We start from the raw sequence: 24,393 nt of genomic DNA, 5'->3' as shown, positions 1-24,393 counted from the left end.
TGTTGTGTTCTGATGCATCGTAATATTGAGTAGGAGCATTATTTATGAGTTATTGATCCGGTTAGAGAAGCAGGTGAAGAAATGCGTAAAAAACGAGTGTTGCTCTTATCCGAAGGGTTCGGATCCGGCCATACCCAAGCCGCCTATGCATTAGCTGTCGGTCTGCGTTCGCTAGATCCTCATATTCAAACCCGGGTGATCGAACTGGGCAATTTTCTCAATCCGGTTATTGGGCCGTTAATTATATCCGCCTACCGCAGAACCGTTACAAAGCAGCCGAAACTTCTCGGTACGCTTTATCGCAGACAATATAAGAAATCATTGAACCGATTCACACAGCTTGCGCTGCACCGTTTGTTCTATAAGCATACGAAGCAGGTGATCACACAGCTGAAGCCCGATCTTATCGTTTGCACGCATCCCGTTCCGAATGCCGTCGTAGCGCGGCTGAAGCGGCTTGGTCTCAACATTCCGCTCTACACGCTCATTACGGACTATGATGCGCATGGCACTTGGACTAGCACTGAAGTGAACAAATATTTAGTATCAACTGTGGAAGTGAAGAGGAAGCTAATCGAACGCGGCACTCCGTCGAGCCGGATTCAGGTCACAGGCATCCCTGTGCATCCGAACTTCTGGCAGACGTATGATCGGTCGGAGCTGCAGGCCCAGTTCGATCTGAAAGCACTGCCAACCGTCCTTATTATGGGCGGAGGCTGGGGGATTATGTACAGCGACGATCTGCTATCGTATATGACGCGCTACCGCGACTCCGTCCAGCTCATCTACTGTGTTGGTAACAACGATAAGGTGCGCGAGCGAATGCTCGCCGATCCGAACTTCCAACACCCGAACATTAAGGTACTCGGATTTACAAAAGAAATTAATAAGCTGATGGATCTGTCCGATCTGCTGATTACGAAGCCCGGCGGCATGACTTGTACGGAAGGTCTCAGCAAAGGCATCCCGATGCTGTTCTATGAGCCAATCCCAGGGCAAGAAGAAGTGAACTGCGAATACTTCGTTGCAAGCGGCTTCGGCGAAATGCTCGAATCAACCGAGACGATCAACAAATGGTTCAAAATCATCCATGAGCCCTACACGTCAGTGCAGCACCGGATGGATCTCATGAACAAGCGCAATCAACAATACAACCCAATGGAATGTTCACGCGCCGTCCTGCAGCTGATGCAGTGACGGTTTTTTTTTACTTTTCCGAGTTGGAAAGTCTCCGTCCCTCCTGCTGGCAAGCCACCGTTTGCTAGCTACCTCGTCTAACGGATCCAGTTGAGCGGCCAAGCCCAGGGAACTTCAACTCCCCCAAGCTCAGCCCAACAACCTAATTATAACGCTGCGAGAAATGTACGCTCTCCCATTTCTTATCCATTAAGGCGTTTACAATTCTATCTTTATTGTAGTCATAGATACCCCGCTAGGCATACTAAAATCATGACTTTCTGTTTGCGAAATTCCGACTTTAATGTGGGAGCACAAGAGCGAACAACCAATTCGCCCTCTCAACTCCAGAAAGTCGGTTGCTTCTTATCAGAGAGTACTGAATCTGCACGCTCAGAGCTTCAATCGGCTGATTATCGCTGGTCTTGCCAAGTAACGGCCAATATATTTCGCTGCTCCTCTGGTATCTTTTTTCATATTGGAGGATACCATTTCATCATCAAGTCCAGCAACAGCTTCTGCCATGTCGCCACTACATCGCTCCGTTCAAATCAGTGAGCATATAATTTCCTAAACAACAAAAAAAGAACCCAACGCTCAAGTGTGTGAAGCACTCGCGGGTTCTCTTGACATTTCAATTTTAATTTTTTAGATATTAATTTGATGCCTTGATGGGCTCGAATAGCGCCATTTGTCTTTTTCCAATCTTGACGAATTCGATTCTTCTGAACTTCTCGTGTTTTAACTTTTGACTCTTATCTGCAATGACAGCTAACACGGAATGCGTAGGTTCTAATAGGTCATACACACTATCAAAAAAGTCGACTAACGGGTCTGAGCTGTCGCTTCTCCAAGTAACAATATCGCCATAAGGAAGGTCTGTAATGACGATATTCACTCGATTATGTATGACTTTATTATCAGAAGCAGTGACATCACTCTGAAACGCAGTCACGCTCTCCATATTTGACCCTGCGATACAGCTGCTTAATCGCTCTGCACTTTCAAGAGCCGAAATATGAGACGCTTTATTATACAGCCTAATGTATTCTTTAATTTGCTCTTTCCGTTTGTTTATTCCGGTAACCGTGAGCAAGGATAAGTTTTTCTCTGCGATCCCAAGTACATCCGCATTAATGTCGGAGGCATAGATCCTTTGAATGCGATCGTTATGAAGTAATCCTATTACTGTGAGCAGGTAAGCCCCGCCGCAACAAGGATCATAGATGGAATATGGACCTTTGCTCCCTTTGGCTTCGAGGACTTGAAAGCATCGCTGAACAATCTCGCTTGCCAACCTTACAGGAAATGCCGTTGTTCCTTGCGCGTTATAGAGCACCCTTCCACTTGCAAAATCCTCATAGTTTTCTTTGTTTCTCTCGTACTTATATTCCATTATAAGCCCCCTTCCGATGCCCTCACTTCACTCATCATATTAGCAGAATTTATGGTTTTAATTGGAAACACTAATCCCCCACCATGACTCATAAATGATATGCTCTAATAAATCCGAGTTCTCATACCCGATTAATTAATATGGAGGCTATTATATGCTTTTATCTGAACGACTTCCACTCGCAGCAAGCTTATACCCTGAAGCACCAGCACTTGAGCGTAATGGTCAAATACTGACTTATGGGGAGCTTCATCGCCTTATCAAACAGCTTAGCTGCGCTTTGTATGCCGAGGGCCTCAGGCCCGGAGATCGGCTTGCTCTTCTAGGTGAGCCAGATTCGCAGCTTGTTGCCCTGCTCTATGCAGCGGTCCAAATCGGCGCCATCCCGCTTGTGCCCTCTCCATTGCTGACTTCTATCGAAATTGCCGCCATTCTCGAGGATGCGAAGCCACACATCTTTATACATGATACTCGTTATACGGAAACCGCACAATCCGTTGCTCAGCATCTCTCGAATCCCCCGAAGCGGTTAACGACTGCATCTCTACAGCTGCTTCTCTTGAAGGAGCTTCCTGCTCCTCCTGCTGGCGCTTGCAACCGAAGCGAAGAGGATACCGCCGTACTTATTTATACCGGCGGAACGACAGGAAAACCGAAAGGCGTCATGCATTCGCATTGCGGCATGTCAGCCTGGAACCAGTTCACTCCCTCTGCCGGGTTCGGTCATGATCTGGAACGACGAGTGCTCGTCCTTAACATCTCGCATCTTGTCGGTCAGTTTCAATTGTGGGCGACCATGGCAGCTGGCGGATGCTTGGTCTTTCTAGACGAGTATCCAGCCGACGTGCACCGCATCCTTACGGTGGTGGAACGCGACCGAATTACACAGCTTAGTACGGTCGGCAAGCTCCTCCGTGATTTGACCCGCGAGGCGGCTGCGACCGGCCGAGATACATCAAGCTTGAAAGTCATCGGCTGCGGAGGGTCTATCATCGCACCGGAAACGCTGAGGGATGCGGTTGCTCAGTTCCCAGGAGTCACGATCGTCAACAACTACTCGCAAGCGGAATGCGGTATGTCGATTAGCCGATTATTTCCGATCCATCATCTGAACGATCCAGTCCGCCTGCGCTCCGTAGGTCGCCCAGCCGATCTCGGTGTCCAAGGGGAAAATGCCTTTCAAGTACGGATTATCGGCGAGGACGGCCTAGAAGTAGGCACCAACATGCCCGGTGAAATTGTAGTTCGTGGTGCGCAGACGATGATTGGGTATTGGGGCAATCCGGAGTCAACTAATGCAGCGATATCAGAGGACTGGATACGAACTGGAGATATCGGCTATCTGGATGCAGACGGCTATCTCTATGTATTGGATCGGCTGAAGGACATGGTTATCGTTGGTGGTTCAAACGTGTACTGCGCTGAAGTGGAGCAAGTAATCTCAACTCATGAGATGGTCATTGACGCAGCGGTGGTGGGACTTTCACTCCCGCTCGAAGGTGAGCAGCTCGTCGCTTGTGTTGTATTACAGGCTGGAGGCAGCTTGGACTTAGAGCAGCTTCAAGCGCACTGCGAACCAAGCCTTGCACAGCACAAATGGCCCACACAGCTGTCTATCCTTGATGAATTGCCGCGAACGGCTGTAGATAAGGTGGACAAGAAGCAGCTGCGATTACAGCTTCAATAAAAAAAGAGCCTCACCCCCACTTGTAGTGGAAATGAGGCTCATTACTACTAAATTACATTGCGCTGCCGCCGAACAGGAAGCGGTAATCCCACTGCGTGCCTGCGATGTCGCTTGTACGAACGCCGCCGGACTCTGTGGAGTACGTGTGCAGGATCTGGCCATTACCGAGGTAGATACCTACATGCGTAATCGTTGCAGTCGCTTTGTTTACTCCTGCATAAGAGGAAGCTTTAGTACCCTTGTAGTCCATGAAGAACATCAGGTCACCGCGCTTCAATTGATGCCAGTCTGTCTTCACAGCACCATTAGCTTTCACAAAGTCGCCTTGCTTGCGAGAATCCGCAGGCAGTGTAAGGCTTGCGCCTTCACGGAATGCTGTACGAACGAAGTCGGAGCAATCGAACGTCGTTGTCGTGTCACGGTCGGAACCGAACTCATACGGCGTGCCCCAGTACTTCATGCCAGCTGCGATAATATTCTCAATCTTCGCGGATTGGGACGGCGTCGCTGGCGTAGATGGCGTCGATGGTGTTGACGGCGAAGTGACTGTGCCAGCTGGCATCGAGAATGCCGGGCCAGTCGTTATGTACTGTTCTTGCGTGCTGACATAGCCCTTCTTGCCTTTCGAGTCTGTCACTGCATACCAAGCACTGTTCGGCTTGCCTGTGATCAGCACGGACTCGCCTTGGTTCAACAGTCGGATCTTCGAGCCGTCTGTCGATGGTGATGTACGGAAGTTTACCGATGCAGCAATTGTTGCGTTGTAGATAATATCGATATATTTGTCCGAGGAGGAAACATAACCGATTGATCCGTACATGTCCTGTACTCTGTACCAGTACGCGTTCGTTTCTTCGAGAATGACGACATTGTCGCCTGTTTTAAAATACTTATAGACGGTGGACGTTGTGGAAGGCTGACTACGGAAGCTTACACTGGACTGGATCTCACCGACGACCGGCGATGTCCCTTGTGCAGCCATGGCGGCAGGAATAACGAGCAAAGCCGTTAAGATGAAGACAAGTAACGCTGCTGTAATCTTTTTCATGATGCTTAACTTCCTCCTCAAGTAATGGATGAGTTGCTTCGTGCTGTAGGCTCTATAGCCCTGCAACAATTGTACGTTCGAGAGCCTACGTGACATATCGTCCGCTTGTCTCATTTGTCGATCACTGCCGTAGCCCGGAAGCCCTATCACTATGCGGCTGAACAGCAAAAAAGACGCCTCCCTATCGGGACGTCTTGTACGTTTAAATACTCATTTACTTAGGAAAAAGCTAACTTTTCCCTGCATTTACAATCGTTTCACAACTGGTCCTACGTAAGTGTCAAAAGTACTATTTAGAAGCAGAATCGCCCTTAACATGTAAATAATACCAACGACTGTCTCCTCACCTCAATCTGGCTTCAGATCTGGGGAATTGGTATCAATTTCCGCATCAGAATGACTCTTCTTCATAATCATCATCAGCGTATCATAGCGGTTCGGCGAATCAATGATAGATTGATAGTCGGTTTTGCCAATGGATGAGAAGATGGCGACATCACCAGTATGATAATACAAATAAAGGGACGACTCGCCTTCGTTATACGAACAGAATGCAATTTGCTTAGACTCCACCGGTACGAGCATGGCCTACGCCTCCCAAGTGAGCTCAATTTACAAGTTCATAACTATATATATCCAAATGACAACGAATAAAGCACTTGGGAGGTGAACACTTTTTTGAACGCTTACATCGTCTTGATGGCGAGCAGCGCATCGACTGGCTCGTGATCTGCGCCAAACGCCCGGACAAACGCTGGATTGAGCTTATTATGCTGCCCTTTTAGAATAATGACTTTATACCCGAGGGCCTCCAGCTCCTCTACTTCCCAGCCGCTGTGATGCGCCTGATACTGCTCGCCGTTCAGCCCAAAATGGTCGATGCCCTCCTGCGGAAAGTAGCCGCGTGGGGTGTAGATAATAACATGCTTCCTTGCAATATGCTCCGCATCTCTCAGTACCTTAATCCCATCAAGCTTCGTGAAATGCTCCAGCGAATCGAATAGCGACACCGCCGAGACGGACTTCGGCACGAACAGCTTGCCAATAGTTAGCGCATCAGCATGAATGGGTATAATATGCGGCGACCTCGTTACCCGGTTAATGAGGTAAGGTCTATAGATGTCCAGCGCAATGATTGTGCTGAAGAAATCCAAATTGTCCAGCATCACGCATGGGCCGCTCCCTATATCAAGCAAGCTGTCCGTCTCCTTCATGTGCTCCTTAATAGTCTCCAATATGCGATAGTCGAATGTTTCGTGTGCCATCTCCCACGCCTCCCTTTACTCCCGATTATGCTAGTTATTCTATGAGGCGCTGCGGGAATCGGTAGCGGCGCTTGTCTGCGCGTATAAAAAAGCAGCCTCGGGTATCAGCCGTTAATGGCTGCTCGAGACTGCTCAATATGTGACTCGTTATTCATTTGTTATTCAAAATCATTCGCTGCGCCGGACAGCCCGGAGCCACAGGAAATGCAGAACCTCGAATTCAGCTCATTCTCCGTCTTGCACTGGCTGCAAATAACGACGATCTCGCCAATTGTTGTTTCCACCTTAGGCTCTTCTCCAAGCGAGCTTCCGCAATCCGGGCAAAATTTCGCATCGAGCGCAACGACCTTGCCGCAAGTGCAAGTCTTCTCAAAGCGAATCGCCTTAATACGCTCTTCAATGATGCCAATCTCTCCACTTAGCTCGTCAACCTGATGGCATGCATTGCCCACTTCCTGCTCGGTCACCGCAAAGTCCTGAATCTGATGGCCGCGGTATACCGCTGCGCCGATGGCTGTGTACAGCTTCTCAATCTCTTTCTCTTTGCTGCCGATTTGGGCCTTCAGCTTCGTAATCTCAACTGTCTGCTGAGCCTTCTTCGCCGCATCGGAAGCCCCTTGCTTCACTTTATCGAAAAATGACATCTATGATCGACTCCTTTGAACTTTTCGTCTAATTGTGTCGTTTCTATCATTTTAACATAAACGGATAGGCCTGGTCACGAACCCTTGCGACTTGTTTAGCCGGTCCTCATCTTGCTCTAGTGTATGAGGCCGCTAGGGGCGAAAGAACCAAGAAAAAGGACTGCACAGAGTGCAGCCCTTTCAACAGTCATGCATTATTCAGCTGGATACATACGCTCGCGGAGTGCTTTTACTTCAGCGCTCTCAAGGTATTCATCGTATGTCATAATGCGGTCGATAACGCCGTTTGGCGTAATTTCGATAATGCGGTTCGCGATCGTTTGAACGAACTGATGGTCATGCGATGTGAAGATCAATGTACCGTCGAAGTCGATCAAACCGTTGTTGAGTGCAGTGATGGACTCAAGGTCCAAGTGATTCGTCGGTTCGTCCATCAGAAGAACGTTCGAGCCGGACAGCATCATTTTGGACAGCATACAGCGAACTTTCTCGCCACCAGACAGTACGCTTGCTTTCTTTAACGCTTCGTCGCCAGAGAAAAGCATACGACCAAGGAAGCCGCGGATGAAGCTCTCATCCTGATCCTTGGAGTACTGGCGCAGCCATTCAACCAGGTTCATCTCAATGCCTTCGAAGTACATCGCGTTGTCTTTAGGGAAGTACGCCTGAGTGGTTGTTACGCCCCAACTGAATGTACCTGCATCTGCTTCGATCTCGCCCATAAGAAGCTGCATAAAGATCGACTTAGGCAATGTGTTAGGACCAACGAGTGCGATCTTGTCGCCTTTGTTGATAGCCAGCGTCCAGTTCTCAATCAGGTTCACGCCGTCAACAGCCTTCGTTAAACCTTCAGTTAGCAGCAATTGCTTACCCGCTTCACGCTCAGGCTTGAAGTTGATGAACGGATATTTCCGGTTGGATGGACGAATGTCATCCAGCGAAATTTTATCAAGCAGCTTCTTACGGGAAGTCGCCTGCTTGGATTTGGATTTGTTAGCGCTGAAGCGCTGAATGAACGCTTGCAGCTCCTTGACTTTGTCTTCCTTCTTCTTGTTGTTGTCACGCAGAAGCGTAAGCGCCAATTGGCTCGACTCGTACCAGAAGTCGTAGTTACCGACATACATCTGGATCTTGCCAAAGTCGATATCCGCGATATGCGTACATACTTGGTTCAAGAAGTACCGATCGTGAGATACGACAATAACGGTACCTTCATAACGCGAAAGGAAATCTTCCAGCCATTTGATCGACTGCATGTCAAGATGGTTGGTAGGCTCATCGAGCAGAAGGATCTGCGGATTGCCGAACAATGCTTGCGCGAGCAATACGCCAACCTTCTCATTGCCGGACAGATCCGACATTTGCTTGTCGTGAAGCTCTGGCGGAATACCAAGTCCATTCAACATGCCTGCCGCTTCGGACTCTGCTTCCCAGCCGTTCATATCAGCGAATTCCGCTTCCAACTCGCCTGCGCGCATACCGTCTTCGTCGGTAAATTCCGCTTTTGCATAGATTGCGTCTTTCTCTTTCATCACTTCATAGAGCTTCTTATGGCCCATAATAACCGTCTCGAGCACGAGGAAGTTATCGTATTCGTAATGGTTCTGATTCAGTACTGCAAGGCGCTCGCCTGGTGTAATGTGAACTTCGCCGCTCGATTGCTCCACATCACCGGAAAGAATCTTCAGAAATGTCGATTTGCCGGCACCGTTTGCGCCGATAAGGCCGTAGCAGTTGCCTGGAGTAAACTTAATATTAACATCTTCAAATAGCGCACGCTTACCGTAACGAAGCGTAATGCCGCTTGTACTTATCATTAGACTTAATCCCGTCCTTCACTAATCAATCTTAATCATCACACCATTATAACACAACTTCTGGAGCGGATGCTTTATTGTTATTATTTATAAGAACTGTGAACAAGGGCATGACCTTCGGTTACTTTTAAACCGAAACAGTACTTTTAATTATTTGTGTTTTTCCATGGGGCAGAATCATCAGCGTTTCGCTTGGGAGCTTCAGTCTTCTATGCTCTGCGTGAAGTCGATCAAGAGCTTCTTTCGGCGTATCATCAGCCAGCCTGTAGGAACCGTAATGCATCGGCACGAACACTTGCGCGCGCACATCGAGGAAAGCTTGCAGCGCTTCTTCCGGCGTCACATGCTGCGGTCCCATGAACCATTCTGGGTCATAGGCGCCGATTGGCATTAGCGCGATGTCGATCTGGAAGCGGCTGCCGATCTCTTTGAACCCTTCGAAATAACCGCTATCCCCTGCAAAATAGATCGTCGGCTCATTCGCACGCTCAATCACGAAGCCACCCCAATGAGAGGTGTTCGTATCCGTGAGTGTACGTCGTGTCCAGTGCTGTGAAGGCACAAACGAGAATTTGACGCCGCTGATCGTTGCAGACTCCCACCAGTCGAGCTCGATGATCGACGAGAAGCCCCTACGTCGCAGCTTATCTGCAAGGCCAACAGGCGCAATGATGGTGATGCTGCCAGGCAGCTGTTTGAGTGATTTGATATTCAAATGATCATAATGAGAATGTGAAATAAGGACGACATCAATTGGCGGCACATCCGTTATTTCGATGCCTGGCTTCACCATTCGCTTCTGGAAAGCAAGCTGCTCCGCCCAGATCGGGTCTGTCATGATGTTCAGTCCCGAATTTTGAATGAGAAATGTGGAATGACCGATCCAGGTCAAGGAAGGGATCGTCCTGTTCTCGTGAAGGAACTTCAGATCCGGTTCCACGACGGGAACGGTGTAGGAATAATCTTTCTGTTTCATTTTGCCAGCGCGTTCTCTGCGCCATTGCCGCACTTCCTTGAAAGTGCGAGGTACTGCAGTCGTATCCAGGTTCTCATACCGCATCGCTATCATCTCCCATGACAAAGCTGCTGATCGTGAAGTACATTGAATGAAGTAAGCTTGGCGTTACGAAAAGTGTGAATATAATGCGGCTTGATAATACAAATGGCATACCGTTCAATGTTCGTGTTCACAGGTATCAGCTTAATCCATTTTCTCTTTGTAAGTCTCTCTCTCAAAGATACCAAGCTTAATTGGATTAAGCAAACGAGAGGGACCGCTTGTTCCAGTTCACCCTGAGAAACCTCTGGTTTGGAAGAATTTATGGTTGTTGGGAAAGGGAAAAGACAGAGCGTGATGAGCAAAAGGCGGGTGTGATGAGCAATAGTGAGTGTGACGGCAGAAGCTAACGGGTCGAGCAATAGCGAGAGTAACGAGCAATAGCGAGAACGAGTAAGGTACGGTTGGCAATTGTGATATACATAGCGAGGGAGTTGCGGGCAGGCCGGTAATAACGAGAGAGTAAAGGTTAAGGCTGCAATCGTGACGAACATAGCGTTCGGGTAAAGGTAAGGCTGGTAATATTGATGAACAGCGAGCAGGTTGCGGTCAGGCAGGCGGTTTGTGGTTAGGTATGGAGATGGTTTACACTTATATCAATAAGTCATGGGATGTGTGGGAAAGTTAGGGGGAGCGATTTGAAATGAAATTGACGGGTATTGAACCGACGCCAAGTCCGAATACGATGAAGTTGAATGTCGATACGAAGCTGCCTGCAGGGCAGCGCTTTAGTTTGGTTGCTAAGGATGCGGAGAGCGTGGCTGAGCCGCTGCGCAGCCTGCTTGTTATTGAAGGCGTGCGCGGCTTGTTCCGCACGGCGGACTTCATTGCGCTCGACCGGAAGTCGGGAGCGGATTGGGCGGCGATATTGGACGCAGCAAAGCGCGTGCTCGGCGAGAGCGAGAGTGCCAGCGGTGCAGGAGCTGGCAATGGTACGCTTGGCGCGGGCGAAGCGTTCGGCGAGGCGCATACGTTCGTGCAGCTGTATCGGGAGATCCCGATGCAGGTGCGCGTACGCACGCCAGGCGGCGAAGCGCGCGCGGCGCTGCCCGCGGCTTTCACAGAGGCGGTGACGAAGGCCTCTGCCGCGTCGATGATTCGCGAGCGGAAGCTGGAGGAGCTCGGCGTGCGCTATGGCGAGCCCGAGGAGATTGCCGCGGAGCTCGTGCGAGAATTGACAGCCGCATATCCGCAGGAGCGGCTGGATGCTCTTGTCGCGGCAGCGATCGCGCTTGGCGCGGAAGGCGCAGCCGGCGAGGGCAGCGCCGTAGCGGCGGCTGCGCGACCTGCGCCGCTCACGGCGGAGAAGCTCGCGGAGCTGCTCGCGTCGCCGGAGTGGAGCGTGCGCTACGAGGCGCTCAACCGCACCGCGCCGGAGCCGGCGATGCTGCCTTTGCTCGCCAAAGCACTTGAAGACGACAACGTCTCCATCCGGAGACTAGTGGTCGTCTATCTTGGCGAGCTGCGGCTGCCGGAGGCGATGCCGCTCCTATTCGCGGCGCTACGCGATGCTTCGGCTTCCGTGCGCCGCACCGCTGGCGACACGCTGTCCGATCTTGGCGATCCGGCGGCAATCGCGCCAATGATCGAGGCTTTGCGCGACCGCAACAAGCTCGTGCGCTGGCGCGCAGCGCGGTTCTTGTACGAAGCCGGCGACGAGTCCGCCGGCGAGGCTCTGCGCGAAGCAGCGGCTGACCCGGAATTCGAGGTCAGCCTGCAAGCGCGCATCGCGCTCGAGCGTATCGAGCGCGGCGAAGAAGCTGCCGGGTCCGTCTGGCAGCAGATCACTTCGCGCAGCCGCGAGGGTAAAGACGGCGGCGCTTAGACTAAGGAAAGGGCAGTAGAGTGTAATAACTCTACTGCCCTTTTTGATCCTTAGGATAGCCTAGCCATTAGTCAGCATTCTTCCCAAAAAATATCCTTTGCTATAACGCTGACCTTCCCCACATCATCAGTTCCTGTCAGAATAATTTCTATACTCCTACTTTCATGATGGACTTTTATATCAAGAACTTCATTACTGTTTAACAAAAACGAGGGCGGTTCAATTTGAAATGAATCTACATCAGTGAAAGTTAACACTCCTTCCTGCATTTCGGATTCAAATTCATCAAAATTAGCTTGCTTCCACCGACATAATTCCAGTTTTATTAGAACTTTATTCTCATTAAGCAAATATTCAACACTCTCTACAATGCTATCGTGCAAATCGAAAGCCGTTAACAATTCGATCGGTTCAATACCAATCTCCTCCTTTGATACGATGTGAGGTACTTTGAACCTTTGCAAAAAAGCATCCTCCCCTACAACCCTCTCAACTCCACCAATTTCTTTTCTCTCTCTTTCCCCTCGCTCAACTCACTAATCCGCACTGCCAACGTCGGTGCCAGCCACGCCTCCACATCCGCCATGCTCAGTCCCGAAAGCTCTAAGATGGCATCTATATACACCTGTGTGAACTGCTTCTGATATCCAACTATTCTAAACCTCAACTCTTCCGGCATATCTGGGGGCAGCTCGCTTCCCGTTAGCAGCAAGTAGGTTCTCGCGACATCTGCGGCGGGGTGTCCGACGAGGGCGTTCATCCAGTCAATGATCTGGGGTCCATCAGTCGTGAGAATGATGTTGCCGGGATGAAAATCATAATGGCAAAGCGCTCCGCCATCCGGCAGCTGTTCCAATAGCGACGCAAGCTTCGCCTGCTCCTCATCACTCAACTCCCCGACCCGCTGGATGCTTCGCCCCAGCTCCAGCTTCAAGTTCGGAGTAACGTCCGGCCGGATCTGATGCAGCTCATGCTGAAGCTCCGCCAGCAAGCGAGCATTAGCAATCACACTTTCCTCTGTCGCCTGAATGTGGCCGAGCATTGTCGGACCGTCCGCCTTCTCGTAGACTAGGCACGCACTCCCCTCGTACTGCTCAATCCTTATGAACTTCGGCGCCTTTACACCGGACAAACCACTGATCGCCCGTGCGACCCTTGCTTCTTTCTCCGCCTCTTGCTGCGCACGGCTAGAATCGTGAAAGATCTTAATAACCTCGGGCTCTCCCCACTCATACACATTTGCCGTAGCCCCCGTGCCAACCAATCGACCTCGCATCAGCAGTCCCTCCCCCTCTAATCATCCCATTTAAACGCCACCAACAGCAGCCGGATACGCCGCAGCGTCCCACTTGTGGTCAACGCGCATTTGCGCATCGCTCTTCAAATAATACGTATCGCTCGCTATTCCCGCGCGATCCGGCACCGGATCGTCCCACGTAGCGTCGAGGTGATACCACGAAGACCCAAGCCGCACCAGATTCCAGACATGGCTCCCCGAAGCGACAGTTCCTTCAATAATACGCGCCTCGACCCCCGCATCCTGCAGCATCCGATAGGCTAATAACGCGTAACCCTGACACACCGCACTCCCACCCACTAGCGCATCATACGCGGTGTAGTGCTGCAGCGATTCGTCATAGCGCACATGTGTGACGATCCAGTCATGGATCGCCCTCACCTTCTGTTCAGGCGTCATGCCAACCCCAACAACCTCCGGCAGCAGTTCCGCCACTCGCCGCTCCACTTCCTCGGTCTCCCCAGCAGACTCGCGGTATTGGATATTCACCTTAACCTTCGCGGCTGCGCCGAAGCTGCGGATCGTATAAATATAGGAGTCTACGATATATTTCATATAATCGTCCGACGCCATTACTCCCCCCACAAGCTGATCCACCTCCGCACTCAGCTGGTCGCGGTCACCGGAATAATCCGCCGTCAGCTCAAGATCATGGGCGTGCAGCTGAAGCTCAAGCTCATCCTGTAGCGCCTCAATTGAAGCAGGAGCCGCAGACACCGGCGCATAATGAAAATCCGAGCCAAGTCCAACTGCCAGCAATAACGCGACGAGTCCTAAACGCTGCAACGGCTGCCCCAATCTCCCTCTTCCTCTTAACCTCATCATCCTGCGGCCCCCCTTCATAAACGCATCCTCATTTTCATTTTCATGATCATTCTTATTACCTATTATATCCATTTCGCTCCATCAAAAAAAGCGCCCCCAGCCGCACACAACGTGCAGCCAGAGAGCGCCCTCAGAGCTAGAGAATCATTTTGCGCATGTATTCAATTGTGAATTGAACGCCGCGGTCGCCAAGGTCGCCATTCCATACGTCGGAATGCGGCTCGATCGAGAGTCCGCCTTCATAGCCTTTGCCGTACAGCACAGCCATGAATGTGCCCCAATCCGTCTGGTCAAGACCCGCCGGCGGATCGTCGAGGCGCTGACCGTCGATGATGACGGAGCCCTTGATATGAACATGGCGGAACTTATCGCCCCATTTACTAGCTTCCTTCAAGTAATCGCGGCCCGCATAACGGGAGTGCGACGGATCATACTTAATGCCGAGCTGTGGCAGATGACCGTGAACGAGCTTCCATGCTTCCTCGTTATCTACGAAATTATTCCAGTTGCAGTTGTATACGGCAACAGCTACGCCTTTCGAAGCGCCATAATCCAGCACCGCGCTCAAATATTCAATGGCGAGCTTCACATTTTCAAAATAAGAAAGCTCTTCTACATAGTTGACGCCGCACACAAAGTTCGGGCATCCAAGCTCAGCCGCCGCATCGATCAGCCTGCGCGACTTCTCCAGTTCTTCCGCGTTCACGCCTTGCGCGTTAATGCGCTCGGAGCCCCAGCGGCCGATGGAAGCGACCCCTACGCCGGACTTCTCACTAGCTTGCTTCAGTTCAGGCACGCTCGCTGCGAATGCGTCGACGTCCTTCTCCACATTGATGCAGAACTCTAGAAACTCCAAACCTTTAGCCTGTGCGTCATAGAACCGTTCTGCCACTGCTTCAGCAATGATACCTAATTTCATCCGAAATAACCTCCATATAATTAGTAATCGATTAGAGCTTCTTCAACCGAATGAGAGCGGATTCTTCCTCTTCTAACCTATCAAAAAGAATCCCGTCTTTCAATAAAGAACTGCCTGCAATCTGCACAACCTTTGACTCTTCACCGGACAGCCATGTCAGCTCATACGCTGCGTCAGCTTCCAGCTCTTTCAATTGGATCGCACGCGATGCTTCGCCACCCGGCAAGCGGAAGACGAATAACAATTGTTCATCCCCGCTTGGCATGCTGTACTGGAACGCCGACCAACGCTCGCCCTTGCCACCACGCCCTGGCTGACCAGTCAACCGGTACAAATCCGCCTCGAGCACAAAGGGCTTCACTTCCGACTTATACACGTCAATGTGATGAGCTAGCCGTGCCTTCATCCATTCCGGCATCTCCGGCAGCTTCTGCGAAATGCCGAAGCCGCGCAGCATTGCAATACGCGTATAATAGTCGAACTGGTACGGCTTCAAGCTGCTATCATGCGGATTGAATAGCTGAAAATCATTCTTCCAACGAAACTCCGAATAGCTCCAGTGCAAGCACACATCCGGCGCCAGCATCGTCGTCGCTCCCCAGAACACCTGCAAGCTGTGCTCCGGATAGTCCGGGTCGCTCAGGAACGTCGTATGTGTTTGCTGCATAATGCCGAGGTCGATCCGTAGACCACCTGAAGAACAATTCTCCAGAATCACTTCCGGATGCTTGGCTCGAATATCCCGAAGCACGCTGTAGTAGCCGTTGTAATGCTCGAACAGCCCGTCTCCTGCGCCATGCCCATGATCGGTGCAATTGCAGCCTGCTTGCGGATCGAGGTTGAAATCCAGCTTAATCCACTGGCTGACATAGCCCGTAATCAGACGATCCAACGTGTCGAACGCCCACTGCCGCACCTCTGGATTGCCGAAGCAGAGATAGCCTAGCGATTCGCCCTCTCTTCTTGCCACATAGGAAGGATGCTTCTCCGCCAACGCCGCCGACTTGCCGACCGCTTCGATCTCGCACCAGAGGCCAAACTTCATGCCGTGTCCATGCACATCGTCCGACACCGCGCGAATGCCGCTCGGAAACCGCTTCTCATTGACCATCGACCAGTCGCCGCGAAGCTCGAACCACTCCGACGCTTCTTCAGAAGGACCGAACCAGCCTGCGTCGAGCGTACAAATATCGATACCGAGCTTCGCCGCCTCAGCCGCATTCGCCCGAAAAACATCTTCATTAATACCTTTATCCTCGTAGCTCCACCAATGATTCCACTCCATCGGCATGGAACGGGAGAACTCATTATGCGGATACCAATATCGTCGGCCAACTCTAGCAAAAGCGATCGAAGTGCTGTTCAGATCCCCGCCGCTGCCTGCAGCAATGGCAACATGAACGCTCTCCATCGACTCTCCCTGCTCAAGCGTCTTAAAGAACTCCCAGTCGCTCAATCCACCGCTCACCTGATACCGGCCTTGACCGTCGTAGCCGCCGTCATACTCGCACCGCAGCTGCCAGTTCCCCGACCACATCGGCGACACCGTCAGCACTTCGCCACCTGCACCGAGGAGCGACATCCACGGATGTTTCCCTTTGGACGAACGCCCTGAACGTGTCTCCAATACAATAGACTCGCCCGCGAGCTGCTCCACGACAGGCTCGAATTCCGCGCCCCAATCGCTCGTATAATGCATGAGCTTCCATTCGGTCTGCGGGAGCTGAAGCGAGAACGAATCGACGCGCCCGATTGTTACCGACGTTTCCCCGACATTACGTATAATCACCCATCGCTCGACTAGCGTTGTATCCGTATAGCAGACGAGATGGCTCTCGATAACGAGCGATGTCGGCTCATAGAGATACTTCGCAATTCTATGCTTCTTATCTGCTGCAACATTACGCTCCTCCGTGCGGTCAAGCACAATGCCTTGCGAAGCGTTGTCTACGCGAACGCCGTCAACATGCACGGCAAAATCATAACTCTCTATCAAACGATTCACTATCAAAACTCCATTCCTCCCCGGCGCACCGTCCACTAGAAGCAAAGGCCGCGCCTTAAAGCAGAAGATCCACTTTAACGCGCAGCCCTTTGATCATTATTTCTTCGAAATGATTTCGTTTACCTGCTCGTCCATTTTCTTCAGCGCGTCATCGACTGTAATCTTGTTCGCGAAGATTTGGTCTGTAATTGGTGCGATCGCTTTATCTTGCGCTTCACGCCATTTCAGGTGATACAGGTCGCCGACAATACCGTACTTCATCCAGTCGAAGCGAGCGGTTTGGTAACCAGCCGGCGCCCATGCAGGCGTCTCTACCTTCGACAATGCATCCTTATTCACCGGAATCCACGATTGCTGCTTCGCAAGCGTTTCCTGGTTCTCGGTCATCGTCCACTTGATGAATTCCCAAGCTTGATCCGGGTGCTTCGACTTCTCCGTCATTGCATAACCGCCAACCCAGTAAGGAACGACACGTTTGTCTTCCCACTTCGGCATTGGAGCTAGGTCCCACTTCAGATCCTTCTTGTCCTTGAGGTTTCCAAGATCCCAGTCACCGCCAACATACATTGCGATCTTGCCTGTCAGGAAGTCGCCGCCGAGCGCGCTCGATTGCGCCGCATCTGGAGCTACATGGTACTTGTAGATCAAGTCTTGCAGGTATTGCAGAGCGTTCTTCGTCTCAGGCGTGTTGAAGCTCAGCTTCTCTGGATCGTGAATGTTCGGAGCGAGCGCGCCGCCCTGCTCTTGGCTCAGAGCCATCCAGCCCCACCATGCGCCAAGCGACATCGATGTGCCGAACTGCGTTGTTTTGCCATCCTTCGTAATGGTCAGCTTCTTCGCAGCCTCGAGGTAGTCGTCCCAGTTCCAGTTCTCGCTTGGATACTCTACGCCTGCCTTGTCGAACAAATCTTTATTATAGTAGAGCACGAGCGTTTGATAGTTTTCAGGCGCGACGTACATGTTGCTGCCGTCGAATTTGAACGGCTCGAACAGCTTCTCGTCGTAGTCGCTCATCTTCAGATCGCGGTCGAAGTAAGGCTGCAGGTTCTTCATAAGCCCCTTCTTGTACCATGCATATGCCGGCACGTCCCAGTAGAACAGGTCCACAGGGGAGTTCGAAGCCAGCGACATCTCGATCTTCTTGAACGTTTCGTCCCATGGGAGCAGCGTCATTTTGACCTGAATGTTCGGGTGACTATCGTTAAAGCGCTTCACTTTATCTTTCTCTTCATTATCAAGCGCAGGGCCGTTAGACCAGCGGATGAAGTTCAGATCCACCTTCTCGTCCTTGCTCGCACTGTCGCCATTATTGGAAGAATCGCTGCCGCATGCATACAACATAGAGGATAATGCCATGATCGATGCCAACCCCAAAGCTGCTTTGCTCTTTCTAAACATACCCAATCCCTCTTTTCTGTATATTCGTTTTATGGTGGTTAACCTTTGACGCCGGTGAATACCATTCCCTTGACGAAGATGCGCTGGCAAAGGAAGTACAGAGTTACGCATGGTGTAATCGCATAGAGTGAAGCGGCCATGAGCAAGTGCAGATCTGGTGCGCTGCGTGCAGAGCCTTGGAAATAAGAGAGTGCGAGCGCAAGCGTGCGCTTGTCCTCATCCGTCAAGTAAATAAGCGGTGTCATAAAATCATTCCAAGTCCCCATGAAGGTGAACACGCCAACCGTTACGAGCACAGGCTTGCTGAGTGGAACCATGATTCTTGCCCAGATGCCGTACGTCGTACAGCCATCGATCCGCGCCGAATCTTCAAGTTCATACGGGATACCCATGAAGAACTGGCGCATCATGAAGATGTAGAAAGCGGTTCCGAACCAAGCCGGAATGATGAGCGGTTTGAACGTGTTCACCCAGCCGAGCTTGTTAAAGAACAGATAGATCGGCACCATTGTAACGGCACTTGGCAGCATCATCGTGGCGAGCAGCAGCATGAAGATGAAGTTGCGGCCCGGCGCTTGCAGCCGTGAGAAGCCGTAGGCGGAGAAGGAACAGGAGAACAGCGTTCCTACCATGACAAGTACGACGATAATGATGGAATTCCACGTATAATGAGCGAACGGGAATGTTGTGAATGCTTCTTTGTAGTTCTGCCATTGCGCCGGCGACGGGATCCATTGCGGCGGGAAGACATACACATCTGCCTTCCGTTTCAGCGAGGTGGAGAGCATCCATGCAAAAGGAATCAGGATGACGATCGAGCCCACGCAGAGCAGGAAATAACTGAACAGCTTGGAAATCAGCTCCGACTGGCTTCTTGAAATCCGTTTGCGAGCAGGCGCGTCGCTTTGTGTAATCGTACTCATTTGGCGCTCCTCCTGTTCCCTTCGTAGAAGACCCACATCGGTGATGATTTAAAGACGATAAGCGTAAAGGCCAAGATGATCAGGAATAGCACCCAAGCGAGCGCGGACGCGTATCCCATGTTCAAGTAGTCGAAAGCGTTCCGGTACAGGTACAGCACGCTGAACAATGTCGCGTTATTCGGGCCGCCTGCTGTCATAATGAAGCCTTCCGTGAAGACTTGCAGAGCGCCGATAATACCTGTAATGAGGTTGAAGAAAATAACGGGTGACAGCATTGGAATCGTAATGTGACGGAATTGCTTACGCTTGTTAGCACCGTCGATCTCTGCAGCTTCATACAGATCAGTCGGAATGCTTTGCAAACCGGCGAGGTAGACAAGCATACTGCCTCCTACGCCCCATAGTCCCATGATGATAATTGGCGGGAGCGCCCAATTCTCTTCGATGAACCATTTGGGCCCTTCGAAGCCGATGAGGCCGATCGCCCAGTTGATGAGACCGAAGTCTGGGTTGAATATCCACTTCCACAGCAGCGCTACCGCTACCCCCGACATAACAGCCGGCAAGTAGAAAATCGTCCGGAAGACGAAGATCCCTTTCACATTCTTGTTAAGCAATAGTGCGAGCGCCAAGGAAAAGACTAAGTTAAGCGGAACACTGACCACGGAATAGGTAAGCGTTACTTTCAACGACTGCCAGAACAACGAATCGTGGATTAACTCAATGTAGTTGTCCAGACCGACCCACTTCGGCGAGCTAAGAATGTCATACTCCGTAAAGCTGAAGTAAGCGGAGGCCGCGATTGGGCCGAGCATAAAGAACAGAAGGCCGAGAATCGCCGGGCTCATGAAGACATAACCGTCCACAGCTTCACGTCTTGACCTTGTCCACCACTTTTTCTTTGTATTCATAGTCGATTCACCCCCAGGTATGGATAGAAGCTTATTCAATTTATACGAAACGTTTCGGAAAATGGTAATTAAAGCGATTGATAGAATGATTACGGCTGGCTTCCCGCGCGAGTTGCGACGGTGCATGACGACTGTCAACCTCATACTGAATGACCAATGAGAGCGTTTACGGTTATGAAGTGACTCACTTACCAAAATCGTGCCCGCGCACATTACAATGCAGCTGTTCACATGGATTAGGAGCTCATACCCTATGTGCTTCTAATGCTTCCGGTAAGTAAACACTGTCCGAAACGATTCGGAATCTTTATATGAACCTCAGTATAGGCGATGATGAATGCGTTTGCAATAGAATATTGTAAAAAATATATTGTTAACAATATAAAGGTCACAGTTGACACTCTATTTGAGACAAGGTGATTTCATTGCGTCGGTTCATTAATGGCCTGCTTTCTATACTCGCTTGGTGCAACGCTGAAGCTTCTTTTGAATAGGCGGCTGAAATAATGGATGCTCTGATAACCGCATGCGCTTGATATTTGTTGAACGGACATCGTTGAATGGAGCAAATATTGCGAGGCAGCTTGAAGCCGCAGCTCGTTCAAATATGCGAATGGCGTCTTCCCCGTCTGCTGACGAAACAACCGAATAAGATAGGATGGATTGTAATGGGTATAATCAGCCAACGTCTGGAGCGTAATCGGCTGTGGAAACACGGATTCCAAGAAGCGCAGCACCTCCGTTACCAGCATCTCGCTGGCTGGGTACGCCGCATGAGCCTGTTTGGGATCAACGATCCGATTGCTGCCCATCAGCAAGAGCAGCTTGCGCAGGTCTGTGAGCAGCGCTTCTTTGAAGAGTTCCTCCGGGAGGGCAGCTTCTGTACGAATGAGCATCCGAGTTGCTTCGAAAGCAGACCGCATCGCGGCATAGGGTGAACTCGCCCAGTCCAGCTCGCACTGCTGCCGGTTCCAGCGGTAGATGCCTTCAATTGCTGGCAGCCGGTCCTCGTCTTCGGCCAGAAACTCGACAAACCAATAGCTGAGCCGGTCCGAGCGCTGAATCAATTGATGCGGCGTGTTCGGCAATAGGATGAACATTGCAGTCCCAGTCACTGGATAGGAGACACCGGACCATACCAGCTCCGCTTCCCCCTCCGTAATGCATAACAGCTCGCAATAAGGGTGAATGCCTCCAGCGCGGTTTCCTATACCACCAATTGCGTCCAAGTAGCCATGCTTCCTGAGCTTCATAACGAACACCTCATCACTAGTAGATGTCAATAATGTGCAAATCATACCATGATGCCCCATGCCAGTATACGGTGTATTTTGTGATAAATAAGGGGAGTAGACGATATTGTGCAAAGACAATCGTACCATTAGGACCTATTCTAGAAGCAGTGAACAGCTATGTGAGCGCGTAATGAGGGTAAAGGAGATGCGTGAAAATGAAAGCTATTCAAATTACAGGTATTGGCCAATTTGAAGTGATTGACACCCCGAAACCTGAGCTTATGGACGATCAAGTTCTCGTTAAGGTGCGTCTCGTGGCGACTTGTCCTCGCTGGGACATCAGTATGATGGGCGGTAAGGATATGTTCGTAGCAGGTCGTTCCCCTGATTACCCACTCCCGCCGGGCTTCCCCGGCCATGAAGCGGTCGGTGTTGTGGAAACGGTCGGAGCAAGCGTTCAGGGGATTGCGGTCGGCGATCGTGTCGCAGCGCTGGAGCATCTGCCCGGACAAGGCGCCTATGCGCAGTATATGGCATACCGCGAAGGAGATTTGCTAAAGCTGCCCGATTCGATACCGGATCGCCGCGCCGTCTCGTCCGAGCTGCTCAAATGTGTTATGTACGGTCTTGATCAGTTCGGCGATTTACATGGCAAGTCGATCCTCATTGCGGGACTCGGCCCTGCGGGGCTGCTCGCGATGCAGCTCGCTGCGCTATGGGGCGCGAACGTGACGGGGATTGACGTCAATGCGGAGCGCGTCGCGTACGTGAGGGAGCTTGGTCTTGGTGAAGCAGTTGTGGCGGATGAGCTTGGCGACCGCAAATTCGACCTTGGCTACGACTGTGTCGGCGCGGCAGCGTCAGTCCAGAATGTGCTCAATCGTACGAAGGAGCACTGTGTCATCTTCGGCGTACTTCGCGGGGACATTACATATCCGGCGTCGTACTGGTTCACCGGCGTTCGACTGGAATCGTTCCGGTCTCATCCTGTGACCGCGCGCGACCGTCGCCTGCTGCTGGATGCGCTTAGCCGCCCTTCCTTTAATACGGAATGCTTGCAGACGGAGCAGGTTTCTTTTGCCGATTATACTCAGGCGGTGGAACGATTGCGGGCACAGCAAGCGGTCAAAATTTGCTTCGATCCCGGAGAGCTCAGCTAAAGGAGGTGGAATGCATCATGGAAGCAAGAGCGGTTGTGTTTGTGAACAAGAACGAAATCACCGTACGCGATGTCGAGGTGCCTGAGCCGGGAGCGCGTGATGTCGTCATTGATGTAGCGCATTCTTGGATCAGCATTGGGACGGAGTCGTCCTTCCTCCGAGGGGAACGTATCTCAGGCGAGACTCCATATCGGGAAGACGGCCCGTGGCCGTTCCCTCAGGTCGCCGGGTATCAGAAGGTTGGACGGGTTACGCAGGTTGGCGAATTAGTCGATCATGTGAAACTGGGCGACCTCGTATTCGCGACGGTGAGCAAGGTAGACGGCATGTATTTCGACTTCGCCGGTCATATCAATCCTGCTGTGACCGACTGCAGCCAAGTGTGGAAGCTGCCTGGAGATGGTCGAGGCGCAGTGGCGTACGCCGGAGCGGTGCTCGCGCAGGTCGGATATAATTGCGGCATCCGGCCACCAGTCGAGCCAGGCGATATTGCAGTCGTCATTGGCGACGGGCTCGTCGGCCACTGGGCCGCGCAGACGCTTGCGCATCGCGACGCACAGGTATATCTGCTCGGGCATCGGGCAGAGCGGCTTGCGTTCGCCTCGGCTGGCGGCTATGCCGTGCCGATCGATGGCGTGGACGTCGCCGTGGACGAGATTCAGCGTGGACGTTCGGGAAACAGAAAGGTGGCAATCGTCGTGGATACGGTCGGGCATCTCGAGACGTTCAGGAAGCTGCAGCCGCTTATGAAGCGTGACAGCCACCTCGTCTCCGCCGGCTACCTTGGCGAGCAAGGTTTTATAGATATACAGACACTGCGTGAGCAAGAGATCACGCTGCACACGCCTTCCGGCTGGACGGAAAGCCGGATCGATGCGACGATCGCAGCCATTCGCGAGGGATGGCTCATGACCGAGCCGCTCATCACGCACCGCTTCGCCGCAGAGGATGCGGCGCAGGCTTGGGCGCTTATTACAAGCAAGGGCAGCCCTTGCTTAGGGGTTGTTTTGGATTGGGATATGCGGTGAGGCGAATCCGGTATGGAGGTGGGGCGAAGTTGGCATGTTGAGAGAGGCAGCGGAAAATTCTCGCCAATGTCGATCTCTGAGGGATGCATTTTGCGCGGCGAGCGGGTTGCTCTGCTCTGAAAGAAAATGCTTGCTCTATACGCATCCTTTCGGCGTGCCTTGGGAGCTGAGAGTTCGATTTTCCAACTCTCAGAGCAATACAGCGGCTGTTTTGGAGCTGAGAGTAATGTTTTTCGACTCTCATGGTTTCAGAACCATCCTTTCGGTGTGTCTTGGGAGCTGAGAGTTCGACTTTCCAACTCTCAGAGCAATACAGTGGATATTTTGGAACTGAGAGTAGTGTTTTTCGACTCTCAGAGTTCCCAGCAGCTCGAATTGGCAAACGTTGAGATGACAGTTTTCTCTCAGCTGTTTGTTATGTTGATTTTGGCGCTGAGAGTGCATATCGCTCTCTCAGCGCCACTTTGGCTTTGAAGTAGTGTAACTGCTACTTCCTCTATCACCATTGCCCGCCTAAACTGACCAATGTAGCGTAACTGCTACTCCTCTTCATCATTTTCCGCCTAAACTGACCAATGTAGCGTAACTGCTACTCCTCTTTCATCATTTTCCGCTAAACTGACCAATGTAGCGTACCTACTACTCCTCTTTCACCATTGCCCACCTAAACTGACCAATGTAGCGTAACTGCTACTCCTCTTTCATCATTTTCCGCTTAAACTGACCAATGTAGCGTAACTGCTACCGCTCTAAACCCTCTTCGTGCATAACTGCGCG

22 protein-coding genes are annotated in these 24,393 nt (G+C 51.4%); 5 read left to right on the top strand and 17 right to left on the bottom strand.

What is annotated here, in order from left to right; translation table 11 throughout:
* Window positions 1-81: 81 nt before the first annotated feature.
* On the top strand, window positions 82-1,197 hold the full coding sequence (locus tag BMY11_RS15995; protein ID WP_090578045.1) for an MGDG synthase family glycosyltransferase: 1,116 nt from the start codon (window positions 82-84) through the stop codon (window positions 1,195-1,197).
* A 372-nt stretch (window positions 1,198-1,569) separates the two neighbouring features.
* On the opposite strand, the gene BMY11_RS29310 is transcribed toward BMY11_RS15995, so the two are convergent.
* The gene (locus BMY11_RS29310) at window positions 1,570-1,701 is read right to left on the bottom strand and encodes a hypothetical protein (RefSeq protein ID WP_256217540.1); all 132 of its coding nucleotides are present in this window, start codon (window positions 1,699-1,701) and stop codon (window positions 1,570-1,572) included.
* A 130-nt stretch (window positions 1,702-1,831) separates the two neighbouring features.
* Window positions 1,832-2,572: a hypothetical protein gene (locus BMY11_RS15990; RefSeq protein ID WP_090578042.1), complete on the bottom strand. Its 741-nt coding sequence runs from the start codon at window positions 2,570-2,572 to the stop codon at window positions 1,832-1,834.
* 154 nt (window positions 2,573-2,726) lie between these two features.
* Between BMY11_RS15990 and BMY11_RS15985 the strand changes: the two genes are divergently transcribed.
* Window positions 2,727-4,259, top strand: a complete 1,533-nt coding sequence (locus tag BMY11_RS15985) for a class I adenylate-forming enzyme family protein (protein ID WP_090578039.1) — start codon at window positions 2,727-2,729, stop codon at window positions 4,257-4,259.
* Window positions 4,260-4,311: 52 nt separating this feature from the next.
* On the opposite strand, the gene BMY11_RS15980 is transcribed toward BMY11_RS15985, so the two are convergent.
* From BMY11_RS15980 to BMY11_RS15955, 6 genes are all read right to left on the bottom strand, one after another.
* Window positions 4,312-5,307 (bottom strand): C40 family peptidase, encoded by a 996-nt coding sequence (locus BMY11_RS15980; RefSeq protein WP_090578036.1) that lies wholly within the window; start codon window positions 5,305-5,307, stop codon window positions 4,312-4,314.
* 348 nt (window positions 5,308-5,655) lie between these two features.
* Window positions 5,656-5,892, bottom strand: coding sequence for a hypothetical protein (locus BMY11_RS15975; RefSeq protein WP_090578033.1), 237 nt, complete (start codon window positions 5,890-5,892; stop codon window positions 5,656-5,658).
* Between the two features lie 101 nt (window positions 5,893-5,993).
* A complete protein-coding gene (locus tag BMY11_RS15970) occupies window positions 5,994-6,572 on the bottom strand; it encodes a class I SAM-dependent methyltransferase (RefSeq protein ID WP_090578030.1) in 579 nt (192 codons plus the stop codon).
* Between the two features lie 158 nt (window positions 6,573-6,730).
* Window positions 6,731-7,216 (bottom strand): zinc ribbon domain-containing protein, encoded by a 486-nt coding sequence (locus BMY11_RS15965; RefSeq protein WP_090578028.1) that lies wholly within the window; start codon window positions 7,214-7,216, stop codon window positions 6,731-6,733.
* A gap of 194 nt (window positions 7,217-7,410) precedes the next feature.
* Entirely contained in the window at window positions 7,411-9,033 is a 1,623-nt protein-coding gene (locus tag BMY11_RS15960; protein WP_090578026.1) for an ABC-F family ATP-binding cassette domain-containing protein, read from the bottom strand.
* A 127-nt stretch (window positions 9,034-9,160) separates the two neighbouring features.
* Window positions 9,161-10,102: an MBL fold metallo-hydrolase gene (locus tag BMY11_RS15955; RefSeq protein WP_090578023.1), complete on the bottom strand. Its 942-nt coding sequence runs from the start codon at window positions 10,100-10,102 to the stop codon at window positions 9,161-9,163.
* Between the two features lie 631 nt (window positions 10,103-10,733).
* On the opposite strand from BMY11_RS15955, the gene BMY11_RS15950 reads away from it, so the two are divergent.
* The gene (locus tag BMY11_RS15950; protein WP_090578020.1) at window positions 10,734-11,915 is read left to right on the top strand and encodes a conserved virulence factor C family protein; all 1,182 of its coding nucleotides are present in this window, start codon (window positions 10,734-10,736) and stop codon (window positions 11,913-11,915) included.
* A 71-nt stretch (window positions 11,916-11,986) separates the two neighbouring features.
* Here the strand turns inward: BMY11_RS15950 and BMY11_RS15945 are convergent, their stop codons facing one another.
* From BMY11_RS15945 to BMY11_RS15905, 9 genes are all read right to left on the bottom strand, one after another.
* Window positions 11,987-12,379, bottom strand: a complete 393-nt coding sequence (locus BMY11_RS15945; RefSeq protein WP_090578017.1) for a hypothetical protein — start codon at window positions 12,377-12,379, stop codon at window positions 11,987-11,989.
* Window positions 12,380-12,393: 14 nt separating this feature from the next.
* The gene (locus BMY11_RS15940; RefSeq protein ID WP_090578015.1) at window positions 12,394-13,191 is read right to left on the bottom strand and encodes a phosphotransferase family protein; all 798 of its coding nucleotides are present in this window, start codon (window positions 13,189-13,191) and stop codon (window positions 12,394-12,396) included.
* 30 nt (window positions 13,192-13,221) lie between these two features.
* The gene (locus BMY11_RS15935; RefSeq protein ID WP_177182675.1) at window positions 13,222-14,037 is read right to left on the bottom strand and encodes a transglutaminase domain-containing protein; all 816 of its coding nucleotides are present in this window, start codon (window positions 14,035-14,037) and stop codon (window positions 13,222-13,224) included.
* Between the two features lie 136 nt (window positions 14,038-14,173).
* Entirely contained in the window at window positions 14,174-14,956 is a 783-nt protein-coding gene (locus tag BMY11_RS15930; protein WP_090578009.1) for a sugar phosphate isomerase/epimerase family protein, read from the bottom strand.
* A gap of 31 nt (window positions 14,957-14,987) precedes the next feature.
* Window positions 14,988-16,961 (bottom strand): alpha-galactosidase, encoded by a 1,974-nt coding sequence (locus BMY11_RS15925; protein ID WP_143069287.1) that lies wholly within the window; start codon window positions 16,959-16,961, stop codon window positions 14,988-14,990.
* Between the two features lie 96 nt (window positions 16,962-17,057).
* The gene (locus BMY11_RS15920) at window positions 17,058-18,359 is read right to left on the bottom strand and encodes an ABC transporter substrate-binding protein (RefSeq protein ID WP_177182674.1); all 1,302 of its coding nucleotides are present in this window, start codon (window positions 18,357-18,359) and stop codon (window positions 17,058-17,060) included.
* Window positions 18,360-18,397: 38 nt separating this feature from the next.
* Window positions 18,398-19,282: a carbohydrate ABC transporter permease gene (locus BMY11_RS15915; RefSeq protein ID WP_090578936.1), complete on the bottom strand. Its 885-nt coding sequence runs from the start codon at window positions 19,280-19,282 to the stop codon at window positions 18,398-18,400.
* Complete coding sequence (locus BMY11_RS15910; protein WP_090578934.1) at window positions 19,279-20,193, bottom strand: carbohydrate ABC transporter permease; 915 nt, start codon at window positions 20,191-20,193, stop codon at window positions 19,279-19,281. The genes BMY11_RS15915 and BMY11_RS15910 overlap by 4 nt, the downstream gene beginning before the upstream one ends.
* A gap of 422 nt (window positions 20,194-20,615) precedes the next feature.
* Entirely contained in the window at window positions 20,616-21,446 is an 831-nt protein-coding gene (locus BMY11_RS15905) for an AraC family transcriptional regulator (RefSeq protein ID WP_177182673.1), read from the bottom strand.
* 197 nt (window positions 21,447-21,643) lie between these two features.
* Here BMY11_RS15905 and BMY11_RS15900 point away from each other — a divergent pair, with 197 nt between their 5' ends.
* Together BMY11_RS15900 and BMY11_RS15895 are read left to right on the top strand one after the other, a co-directional pair.
* Complete coding sequence (locus tag BMY11_RS15900) at window positions 21,644-22,588, top strand: zinc-dependent alcohol dehydrogenase (RefSeq protein WP_090577996.1); 945 nt, start codon at window positions 21,644-21,646, stop codon at window positions 22,586-22,588.
* Between the two features lie 17 nt (window positions 22,589-22,605).
* A complete protein-coding gene (locus BMY11_RS15895) occupies window positions 22,606-23,616 on the top strand; it encodes a zinc-binding dehydrogenase (protein ID WP_090577993.1) in 1,011 nt (336 codons plus the stop codon).
* Window positions 23,617-24,393: the final 777 nt, after the last annotated feature.

It is taken from the genome of Paenibacillus sp. OV219 (assembly GCF_900110075.1).
Lineage (GTDB): Bacteria > Bacillota > Bacilli > Paenibacillales > Paenibacillaceae > Paenibacillus_Z.
Note: the sequence above shows the minus strand (reverse complement) of the source record. Positions and strands in the feature narration are given on the sequence as shown.

Bases quoted from the DNA above. Each gene is read 5' to 3' on its own strand.
- BMY11_RS15995 (WP_090578045.1), top strand. From the start codon at position 82: ATGCGTAAAAAACGAGTGTTGCTCTTATCCGAAGGGTTCGGATCCGGC.
- BMY11_RS29310 (WP_256217540.1), bottom strand. From the start codon at position 1,701: ATGGCAGAAGCTGTTGCTGGACTTGATGATGAAATGGTATCCTCCAAT.
- BMY11_RS15990 (WP_090578042.1), bottom strand. From the start codon at position 2,572: ATGGAATATAAGTACGAGAGAAACAAAGAAAACTATGAGGATTTTGCA.
- BMY11_RS15985 (WP_090578039.1), top strand. From the start codon at position 2,727: ATGCTTTTATCTGAACGACTTCCACTCGCAGCAAGCTTATACCCTGAA.
- BMY11_RS15980 (WP_090578036.1), bottom strand. From the start codon at position 5,307: ATGAAAAAGATTACAGCAGCGTTACTTGTCTTCATCTTAACGGCTTTG.
- BMY11_RS15975 (WP_090578033.1), bottom strand. From the start codon at position 5,892: ATGCTCGTACCGGTGGAGTCTAAGCAAATTGCATTCTGTTCGTATAAC.
- BMY11_RS15970 (WP_090578030.1), bottom strand. From the start codon at position 6,572: ATGGCACACGAAACATTCGACTATCGCATATTGGAGACTATTAAGGAG.
- BMY11_RS15965 (WP_090578028.1), bottom strand. From the start codon at position 7,216: ATGTCATTTTTCGATAAAGTGAAGCAAGGGGCTTCCGATGCGGCGAAG.
- BMY11_RS15960 (WP_090578026.1), bottom strand. From the start codon at position 9,033: ATGATAAGTACAAGCGGCATTACGCTTCGTTACGGTAAGCGTGCGCTA.
- BMY11_RS15955 (WP_090578023.1), bottom strand. From the start codon at position 10,102: ATGATAGCGATGCGGTATGAGAACCTGGATACGACTGCAGTACCTCGC.
- BMY11_RS15950 (WP_090578020.1), top strand. From the start codon at position 10,734: ATGAAATTGACGGGTATTGAACCGACGCCAAGTCCGAATACGATGAAG.
- BMY11_RS15940 (WP_090578015.1), bottom strand. From the start codon at position 13,191: ATGCGAGGTCGATTGGTTGGCACGGGGGCTACGGCAAATGTGTATGAG.
- BMY11_RS15935 (WP_177182675.1), bottom strand. From the start codon at position 14,037: ATGATGAGGTTAAGAGGAAGAGGGAGATTGGGGCAGCCGTTGCAGCGT.
- BMY11_RS15930 (WP_090578009.1), bottom strand. From the start codon at position 14,956: ATGAAATTAGGTATCATTGCTGAAGCAGTGGCAGAACGGTTCTATGAC.
- BMY11_RS15920 (WP_177182674.1), bottom strand. From the start codon at position 18,359: ATGTTTAGAAAGAGCAAAGCAGCTTTGGGGTTGGCATCGATCATGGCA.
- BMY11_RS15915 (WP_090578936.1), bottom strand. From the start codon at position 19,282: ATGAGTACGATTACACAAAGCGACGCGCCTGCTCGCAAACGGATTTCA.
- BMY11_RS15910 (WP_090578934.1), bottom strand. From the start codon at position 20,193: ATGAATACAAAGAAAAAGTGGTGGACAAGGTCAAGACGTGAAGCTGTG.
- BMY11_RS15905 (WP_177182673.1), bottom strand. From the start codon at position 21,446: ATGAAGCTCAGGAAGCATGGCTACTTGGACGCAATTGGTGGTATAGGA.
- BMY11_RS15900 (WP_090577996.1), top strand. From the start codon at position 21,644: ATGAAAGCTATTCAAATTACAGGTATTGGCCAATTTGAAGTGATTGAC.
- BMY11_RS15895 (WP_090577993.1), top strand. From the start codon at position 22,606: ATGGAAGCAAGAGCGGTTGTGTTTGTGAACAAGAACGAAATCACCGTA.